General features: G+C 64.2%; 6 protein-coding genes and 1 pseudogene. 4 read left to right on the plus strand and 3 right to left on the minus strand.

What is annotated here, in order from left to right; translation table 11 throughout:
- The 4 genes and pseudogenes from B7G52_RS24260 to B7G52_RS22665 form a co-directional block, all read left to right on the plus strand.
- Window positions 1-159, plus strand: a pseudogene (locus B7G52_RS24260) (ABC transporter ATP-binding protein); the annotation flags it as partial.
- Window positions 160-219: 60 nt separating this feature from the next.
- Window positions 220-1,413, plus strand: a complete 1,194-nt coding sequence (locus tag B7G52_RS22655) for an ABC transporter substrate-binding protein (RefSeq protein ID WP_096699923.1) — start codon at window positions 220-222, stop codon at window positions 1,411-1,413.
- Between the two features lie 252 nt (window positions 1,414-1,665).
- Window positions 1,666-2,550 carry a branched-chain amino acid ABC transporter permease gene (locus tag B7G52_RS22660; RefSeq protein WP_096699924.1) on the plus strand — a complete coding sequence of 295 codons (885 nt, stop codon included), beginning with the start codon at window positions 1,666-1,668 and terminating at the stop codon, window positions 2,548-2,550.
- 42 nt (window positions 2,551-2,592) lie between these two features.
- Entirely contained in the window at window positions 2,593-3,555 is a 963-nt protein-coding gene (locus B7G52_RS22665; RefSeq protein WP_096699927.1) for a branched-chain amino acid ABC transporter permease, read from the plus strand.
- 195 nt (window positions 3,556-3,750) lie between these two features.
- On the opposite strand, the gene B7G52_RS22670 is transcribed toward B7G52_RS22665, so the two are convergent.
- From B7G52_RS22670 to dbpA, 3 genes are all read right to left on the minus strand, one after another.
- Entirely contained in the window at window positions 3,751-4,617 is an 867-nt protein-coding gene (locus B7G52_RS22670) for a transglutaminase family protein (RefSeq protein ID WP_096699925.1), read from the minus strand.
- A 357-nt stretch (window positions 4,618-4,974) separates the two neighbouring features.
- Entirely contained in the window at window positions 4,975-5,697 is a 723-nt protein-coding gene (locus B7G52_RS22675; RefSeq protein WP_240523589.1) for an SDR family NAD(P)-dependent oxidoreductase, read from the minus strand.
- 11 nt (window positions 5,698-5,708) lie between these two features.
- The gene (dbpA, locus tag B7G52_RS22680) at window positions 5,709-7,148 is read right to left on the minus strand and encodes an ATP-dependent RNA helicase DbpA (RefSeq protein ID WP_096699926.1); all 1,440 of its coding nucleotides are present in this window, start codon (window positions 7,146-7,148) and stop codon (window positions 5,709-5,711) included.
- Window positions 7,149-7,394: the final 246 nt, after the last annotated feature.

Consider the following 7,394-nt stretch of genomic DNA (forward strand, 5'->3'; position numbering starts at 1 on the left):
AAGGGTTACACCATCGTGCTGGTCGAGCAGAACTTCCGCTTCGCCGCGCCACTGGCCGACCGCTTTTACGTGATGGAGCACGGCACCATCGTGAAACAGTTTGCCCAGAACGAGCTGACCCAGAACATGGGCATGCTGCAGGAATACCTCGGTGTCTGACCGCCGCCAGGCCAGACCCTTCCCCCTTTTCCGCTTTCGACCACAACCCAAGGAGACCCCATGAAACTCAAAAACCTCGTCGCCGCACTGGCCATCGGCTTCGCCGCCGCTGCCTCCGCGCAGAACACCGGCCCCGTCAAGATCGGTTTCATCACCGACATGTCCAGCCTGTACGCCGACATCGACGGCCCGGCCGGCGGTGAAATGATCAAGTGGGCGGCGCAGGATTTCGGCGGCAAGGTGCTGAACCGTCCGATCGAAGTGCTGACCGCCGACCACCAGAACAAGGCCGACGTGGCCAGCTCCAAGGCGCGCGAGTGGATGGACAAGGATGGCCTTTCCATGCTGATCGGCGGCACCAATTCGGGTACGGCACTGGCCATGGCCAAGATCGCCGAAGAAAGAAAGAAACCCTTCATCGCCATCGGCCCCGGCTCGGCCCGCCTGACCAATGAAGCCTGCTCGCCTTACACCGTGCATTACGCCTACGACACCGTGGCCCTGGCCAAGGTGGCTGGCGGCGCCCTGGTGAAGTCCGGTGCCAAGAACTGGTTCTTCCTGACGGCTGACTATGCTTTCGGCTACTCGCTCGAAGGTGATGCATCGACCGTGGTCAAGGCCAACGGCGGCACCGTGGCCGGCGCCGTGCGCCACCCGCTCAATGCGTCGGACTTCTCGTCCTTCCTGCTGCAGGCGCAATCGTCCAAGGCCCAGGTGCTGGCGCTGGCCAATGCCGGCGGCGACTTCACCAACGCCATGAAAGCCGCCAAGGAATTCGGCATCAACAAGACCATGAAGGTGGCCGGCCTGCTGGTGTTCATCAACGACGTGCACAGCCTGGGCCTGGCCAACACCGAAGGCCTGCAGCTGGCCGACAGCTGGTACTGGAACCAGGACGATGCGTCCCGCAAGTTTGCCAAGCGCTTCTTCGACAAGTACAAGCGCATGCCTTCGAGCCTGCAGGCCGCCGACTACTCGGCCGCAACGAATTACCTGAAGGCCGTGCAGACCGCCGGCACGACGGACGGCGACAAGGTCATGGCCACGCTCAAGGGCATGAAGATCGACGACTTCTACAACAAGGGCCAGATCCGCGCCGACGGCCGCATGATCCACGACATGTACCTGTTCCAGGTCAAGTCGGCCAAGGAATCGACCACGCCATGGGACTACTACAAAACCGTGGCCAAGATCCCTGGCGACCAGGCCTTCACCACGGTCGCCGAGTCCAAGTGCGCCCTGCTCAAGAAGTAAGCTGACCCTCAGTACCGCAACCCGAAAATATCGAAACATGAAAGCGCGCCTTCGCACCCATGGCGGCGTTGCAATCCTTGCGAAGGCGCACAGCCTTCGCTGCGGCTTGCGCCTTGCCCTGGGCACGAAGTCATCACTTTCACCTTGTTTCGCTACTTCCGGGTTGCAGTACCAGTGGCCGGCCGCAGCGCGGCCGGCCACTTTTTACTTTGCTATTGTTTGTACTCTCACAGCGTGAACTGACGGGTCTCCATGGAAATTTTCGGTATTCCCCATCAAGCCTTTCTGGGCCAGCTGTTGCTGGGCCTGGTCAATGGCGCGTTTTACGCCATGCTCAGCCTCGGGCTGGCGGTGATCTTCGGCCTGCTGGGCGTGGTCAATTTTGCGCACGGCGCACTCTACATGCTGGGCGCCTTTGCTGCCTGGATCATGCTCGACAAGTTCGGCATCAATTACTGGGCGGCGCTGATCCTGGCGCCGCTGCTGGTGGGCGCGCTCGGCGTGGTCATCGAGCGTCTTTTCCTCAAACACCTGTACAAGCTCGACCCGCTGTACGGCTTGCTGCTGACCTTTGGTCTGGCGCTGATTCTTGAGGGCGTGTTCCGCGAGCTGTATGGCGCATCGGGCCAGTCCTACAACGTGCCTGAGCTGCTCTCGGGCGCGACCAACCTGGGCTTCATGGTCCTGCCGAACTACCGCGCCTGGGTGGTGCTGGTGTCGCTGGTGGTCTGCCTGGGCACCTGGTACCTGATCGAACGCACCCGGCTCGGCGCCTACCTGCGCGCCGGGACCGAAAACGCCGCGCTGGTGCAGGCCTTCGGCATCAACGTGCCCATGATGGTGATGCTGACCTACGGCGCCGGCGCCGCGCTGGCCGCGCTGGCCGGTGTGCTGGCCGCGCCCATCATCCAGGTCAACCCGCTGATGGGCTCCAACCTGATCATCGTGGTGTTTGCCGTGGTGGTGATCGGCGGCATGGGCTCCATCATGGGCTCCATCCTGACCGGCCTGGGCCTGGGCATCGTCGAAGGGCTGACACGGGTGTTCTACCCCGAAGCGTCCAACATTGTGGTGTTCGTCATCATGGTCATCGTGCTGATGTTCCGGCCCGCCGGCCTGTTCGGCAAGGAGGCCTGAGCCATGCGCCCTGCCATCAATTCCCCCCATGACAACAAGCAGATGACCCCAGCCGCCAAACTCATTCGAATCACCTATATCGCGCTGCTGATCCTGGCGCTGGTGGCGCCCCTGCTCGGCCTCTACCCGGTGTTTGTCATGAAGCTGCTGTGCTTCGCCATTTTTGCCTGCGCCTTCAACCTGCTGCTCGGTTTCACCGGCCTGCTGTCCTTCGGCCATGCGGCGTTTTTCGGCTCGGCCGCCTATGCCACCGGCTGGATCGTCAAGTCGCAGGGCTGGACGCCCGAGCTCGGCATCCTGGCCGGTGTGGTGGCCGCGGGTCTGATCGGCCTGGTGGTTGGCGTGGTCGCCATCCGGCGCCAGGGCATTTATTTCGCGATGATCACGCTGGCGATTGCCCAGATGGTGTATTTCGTCTGCCTGCAGGCGCCCTTTACCGGTGGTGAAGACGGCCTGCAGGGCGTGCCGCGTGGCGCGCTGTTCGGCCTGTTCTCGCTGGAGTCGGACACCGCCATGTATTACCTGGTGGTGGCGGTGTTTGTCGGCTGTTTTCTGGCCATTTCGCGCATCGTGCGTTCGCCTTTCGGCCAGGTGCTCAAGATGATCCGTGAAAACGAACCCCGCGCGATTTCCCTGGGCTACCAGGTGGACCGTTACAAGCTGCTGGCCTTTGTGCTGTCGGCCGCGCTGGCCGGCCTGGCCGGTTCGCTCAAAACCCTGGTCATGGGTTTTGCCACCCTGTCCGACGCGCACTGGTCGATGTCGGGCGAAGTGATCCTGATGACGCTGCTCGGCGGTGTCGGCACCTTCTTCGGCCCGGTGTTCGGCGCCGGCATCGTGATCTCGCTGCAGAACCTGCTGGCCGACAAGGTGGGCTCGTGGGTCACCGTGATCATCGGCGTGATTTTTGTGCTGTGTGTGCTGGCCTTCCGCAAGGGTGTGGTCGGCGAGCTGCAGGCTTACATGGAGCGGCGCCGGCGCGCTGCGGCAAACCCCGGCGCCTGAACAGCCCTTCGGGGGGCGTCCTTCGACAGGCTCAGGACGAACGAATATGAAACGTGCGGGCGCGGCGGCTCTTCAACCAGGCAGGGGCCGCGGAACCGGCCTCGGCCTGTCCTGAGCCCGTCGAAGGGCCGGGCCGCAGGCGCGGCGCCCCCTCGGGGGGCAGAGAGCTACACGAAGTGAGCGAACGTGGGGGCTCTACCCCCCGTCGGTAGACAACGCCTCAGCCACATGCTGGGGCACCACCAGTTGGCCCTGATCATCGGGCAAGGCCTCGATGCTGATCACCGGCGCCGAGGAACTGACACCGCCGAACATCGTTGCAAACGCGGCGTCTGCTGCGTCGCGGCCGGTGGCCAGGCGCACAAAACCCATCGGAATCGCCGTGCCCGAGGGGTCGAACATGTACCAACGGTGGCCCAAATAAACCTCGACATAGGCGTGGAAATCGGTTGGACCCAAGGCCGGGTCGGCGCCGTAGTCGATGCCGCTGACAAACCGCGCCGGGATGTTGACCGCGCGGCACAGCGCAATCATCAGGTGCGCAAAATCGCGGCAGACGCCGGCCTCGTCGATCAGCGTGTCGATGGCCGTGGTGTTGCCGGTGGAGCTGTTGGACATGAAGCTCACGCGCTGGTGGACCCAGTCGCGGATGGCCTGGACCCGGCTGTAACCCTGGCGCAGCTGGCCAAACTCCTTGACGGCCAGCCGGTGCAGCCTGTCGGACTGGCAATAACGGCTGGGGTAGAGGTAAGGCAGCACCGCGCCGGGCAACTGCAACACGCCGACCTCTGTCACCTGGTCGGGTTGCGCCACATGGTGGCGGATGTCCACCGTCGCGCCGTAACTGACCGTCAGCGGACCGGGCATGGCCCTGAACTTGAGGTAGCGGTTGCGGCTGACCGCGTCGGTATAAAACTCGGGCTGCAGAACCTGGCTGATGCCCAGGGTCTCGCTGACCACCGCCTGCTCGCGCGTGTGGGCCGCATGGATGTTGAAGATGAAATCGCAGCCGGCATCGGCCACCTGGTAACCCAGTTCAATGGAAAATTCAAGCCTGACCATACAGTGTCTTCCTGGAGTGATGCCGCAGCCAAGCCTGGTTCAGGCAGACTGCGTGCGCAGAGAAATGGCGGGGTGGCGTGACAACGGGAGACCACTGGCAGCGCCGCGCTGCATCGATTGTGGCGCGCAAAAACAGGCAGCGGGTCACAACGGGCCGAACGGCCATGATGCTGGCGATGCAAGCGCATCCGCGCCGGGTGCCGGGTCTGACGCGTACCAGGCCTGGCCGCCTACAGACACACGCGGGTCCCGCCCCGGCCTGTCGGCCGGCGGCCGGGCGGAACGCAGTTTGCTCCTGTTTTGATAGCTATTAGCGCAATCCACTCAAGGGCTGGAGGCGTTTTTTGAACTTAGCCCTCAAAAAGGCAGTGTCTGCCCCCGGTAATCCACCAGCGCCCCGGAATCGGCCGGCGCCAGACCAGCGATCACAGCAAGCAGATCACCGGCGGCTTCCTGCGGCGGGCGCACGGTGAGCCCGGTTTTGGCAAAGGGCTGGCTCAGCGGCGTGTCCACCGTGCCCGGGTGCAGCGCCACGCAAATGCTTTCCCTGTTGCTGCGTGTCAGCTCGATGGCCGCAGTTTTGACCAGCTGGTTGAGCGCCGCCTTCGAGGCCCGGTAGCCGTACCAGCCACCCAGCGCGTTGTCGCCTATGCTGCCAACCTTGGCCGACACAAAACCGGCCACGCAGCGCCCCTGCCGGGGCAGCAGCGGAAAAAAATGTTTGATCAAGAGCGCCGGGCCGAAGGTGTTGACCAGGAAAACCTGCTGCAGGTAGCCAGCGTCGAGGTGGCGCCAGCCGCGTTCGGGTTGCCCTTGCGCACCATGCAGAAAACCGGTCGCGACCAGCAGCAGGCGCAGCGTCAGCCCGGACTCGGCACACATCTTGGCGATGGCCTGCGCCGACGCGGCGATGCTGGCCTCATCCGCATAGTCGATGCGGATCTCGCCCGCACGGCCCAGGCCCAGCACCCGGTCGTAGGGCCCCTCGCGCTGCAGTTGCGCCAGCAAGGCCGCGCCCAGCGCGCCACCGGCACCCACCACCACGGCCAGCCCGGAGGGAGTTGGCGCGCCGGCGGCCACAGGGTTACCGCTCAGGCCTCGTCCATGAAGCGCACCTTGACGCTTTTGCCCTTGACGCCGCCCGTGGCCAGTTTTTGCTGGGCCTGGCTGGCAATCGCGCGGTCCACGGCGACATAGGTGGAGAACTCGTTGACGTTGATCTTGCCGACCTGCTCGCGCGTGAAGGGCGGCATGTTGCCGGCCTCGCCGGTCAGCGCGCCCAGCACGTCGCCGGCGCGGATTTTTTCCTTGCGCCCACCGACGATCTGCAGAGTCACCATGGGCGGCAGCAGCGGCTCGTTGCTGGCCGGCGTCAGCTCGCTGAGCTTGTGCCATTCGGACTCGGCCTTTTGCAGCACCTCGATTTTCCCGACGTAACCCATCTCGTCCATGCTGGCCAGGCTGATGGCCCAGCCTTCTTCGTCGGCACGGCCGGTGCGGCCGATGCGGTGGATGTGCACCTCGGCGTCCGGCGTCACGTCGACGTTGATGACCATTTCGAGCTGGGAGATGTCCAGGCCGCGCGCGGCCACGTCGGTGGCCACCAGCACCGAGCAGCTGCGGTTGGAAAACTGCACCAGCACCTGGTCGCGCTCGCGTTGCTCCAGTTCACCAAACAGCGCCAGCGCGCTGAAGCCCTGGTCTTTCAAATAGGCCACGAGTGCGCGGCACTGCGACTTGGTGTTGCAAAACGCCAGCGTGCTGGCCGGTCGGAAGTGGCGCAGCACCTGCGCGACGGCGCCCAGGCGGGCTTCGTCATGGTCGCTGTCGGGCACCTGGTACCAGCGCTGCTGGATCTTGGTTTTTTCATGCTGCGCCTGCACCGTGATGGTTTGCGGCGTCTTCATGAACTGCTGGCTGATCTTGGCGATGCCTTCCGGGTAGGTCGCCGAAAACAGCAGGGTCTGGCGCTCTTTCGGGCACTGCTTGGCGACGGTGGCGATGTCGTCGAAAAAGCCCATGTCCAGCATGCGGTCGGCTTCGTCGAGCACCAGCGTGTTCATGGCTTCCAGGTTCAGGTTGCCGCGCGCCAGATGGTCCATGATGCGGCCCGGCGTGCCGACGACGATGTGCGCGCCGTTTTCCAGGCTGGCGGTCTGGTTGCGCAGCGGCACGCCGCCGCACAACACCACCACCTTCACGTTTTCCTCCGCCCGCGCCAGGCGGCGGGTTTCGGTGGCAACCTGGTCGGCCAGCTCGCGCGTCGGGCACAGCACCATGGCCTGCACCGCAAAACGCCGCGCATTGAGGTTGGCCAGCAGGGCCAGCGCAAAGGCAGCGGTCTTGCCGCTGCCGGTTTTGGCCTGCGCGATCAGGTCCTTGCCCGCCAGCGCCAGCGGCAGGCTGGCCGCCTGGATCGGGGTCATGGCGAGGTAGCCCAGGGTTTTCAGATTGGCCTGCATCGCAGGGTTCAGCGGCAGCGTGCTGAAGTCGGTGCTTGCTGCGCCGGAAGTCGAAGGGGAAGAAGTCATCCCCTGATTATCGACGCTGGGGCTTTTCCAGCCCCCTGGCACACCTTGAGAGCCCTTGGCAGGCGCAGGCAGCGCCAACGCCTTAGGGACTCAAAAGATGGATAAAAATGGGCGCCAGCCCTTATACAACAAGCGCCGGCAGCTACTGTATTAATAGCGCATTAGAGGTTGCCAGCGCCGAAGGCACCCACAGGGGCCGCAGACGCCCCGCACAGCGTAAGCTTGCCGGAACGCCCTGTTTTTTTC

Source organism: Polaromonas sp. AER18D-145 (assembly GCF_002379095.1).
GTDB lineage: Bacteria > Pseudomonadota > Gammaproteobacteria > Burkholderiales > Burkholderiaceae_C > Polaromonas.

Excerpts from the sequence above, each read along its gene's own strand:
- B7G52_RS22655 (WP_096699923.1), top strand. The coding sequence starts at position 220 with ATGAAACTCAAAAACCTCGTCGCCGCACTGGCCATCGGCTTCGCCGCC.
- B7G52_RS22660 (WP_096699924.1), top strand. The coding sequence starts at position 1,666 with ATGGAAATTTTCGGTATTCCCCATCAAGCCTTTCTGGGCCAGCTGTTG.
- B7G52_RS22665 (WP_096699927.1), top strand. The coding sequence starts at position 2,593 with ATGACCCCAGCCGCCAAACTCATTCGAATCACCTATATCGCGCTGCTG.
- B7G52_RS22670 (WP_096699925.1), bottom strand. The coding sequence starts at position 4,617 with ATGGTCAGGCTTGAATTTTCCATTGAACTGGGTTACCAGGTGGCCGAT.
- dbpA (WP_096699926.1), bottom strand. The coding sequence starts at position 7,148 with ATGACTTCTTCCCCTTCGACTTCCGGCGCAGCAAGCACCGACTTCAGC.